This is a genomic window from Cryobacterium sp. MP_3.1, from assembly GCF_035984795.1.
GTDB lineage: Bacteria > Actinomycetota > Actinomycetes > Actinomycetales > Microbacteriaceae > Cryobacterium > Cryobacterium zongtaii.
This window is the reverse complement of sequence record NZ_JAXCHV010000079.1, coordinates 1-1149: the sequence shown is the minus strand read 5'-3', so window position 1 is coordinate 1149 and position 1149 is coordinate 1. Positions and strand designations below refer to the sequence as shown.

1 protein-coding gene is annotated in these 1149 nt (G+C 63.2%); it reads right to left on the bottom strand.

Translation table 11 applies throughout. The features are described 5' to 3' along the window. A partial coding sequence (locus RCH12_RS18510) for an IS30 family transposase (RefSeq protein ID WP_442784601.1) occupies nucleotides 1-1101 on the bottom strand: 1101 nt, incomplete at its 3' end. Nucleotides 1102-1149 lie beyond the last annotated feature (48 nt).

Here is a 1149-nt window from a genome sequence, read left to right as displayed (position 1 = left end):
GTCGAGGTAGTCGTGGTGGTAGCCGGAGAGGTCGGTGCCTTTCGGGAAGTACTGGCGCAGTAGACCGTTGGTGTTCTCGTTGCTGCCGCGCTGCCAGGGTGAGTGTGGGTCGCAGAAGTAGATGTCCATGTCGAGGGCGAGTCGGATCTGCGCGTGGTTGGCCATCTCTTTGCCCTGGTCCCACGTGACGGATTTGCGGAGGAATTCCGGCAACCTGCCCATGGTCTCGATCATCGCCTGCTGGACCTCGAGGGCACCGTGTTTTTCGGGCAGGTGAAGCAACATCACGAACCGGGTTGTGCGTTCGACCAGGGTGCCGATCGCAGAGCCGCTGTCTTTGCCGACGATCAGGTCGCCCTCCCAGTGCCCGGGGACTGCCCGGTCTTCGACCTCGGCGGGCCGGTCGCTGATCAGCACCATGTCGCGGATCCTGCCCTGGCGTTGGGTGGCCCGGCGTTGCGGTTTACGGAGTGCTCTCCCCGTGCGCAACGTCACCGTCAGGTCGCGGCGCAGCGCCCCGCGGCCCTGGACATACAGGGATTGGTAGATCGTTTCGTGTGACACCCGCATCTCCGGATCGTCAGGGAAGTCCAACCGCAATCGTCGCATGATCTGCTCGGGGCTGGCCTTTTCCGATAATCGATGCTGAACCTCGTCTCGGAGTCTGTCGTTGAGGGCCAGTTTCGCTGGTTTAGGGCGGGACATCTTCAGGTCGGCGCGACGCTGCGCCAACGACGGCGAGTACTTCACCGGAGTCGAGCGAGGCCGTCCCCTCCTCGACCGTGGTCGGTAAGGATTCTGCAGGTTTCGCTCCAGCTCCCGCATCACCGTCGACGGACTGCGCCCGATTGACCGGCTGATCGCCCTGATCGACTGGCCGGCGCTGATCCCGGCCAGGATCAGCTCGCGTTCACGAATCGACAAGAACCGTTCGGACGGCGGATTCAACGACAACGGTGTCATGCCACCAGCATTCCGGAACCACACATCGCCCTGCTGCGACGACATGCCCGCCACCGCGGCAGCGTCCTGCGTCGTGGCCCCCTCCCGAATCGCTATCCAGAACACCCGACGCACGGCACGGGAAACAGGAATACGCATGATCACTCCAAAGAATCAGAGTGTTGCGCTGACCCCTTGAACCCAAGC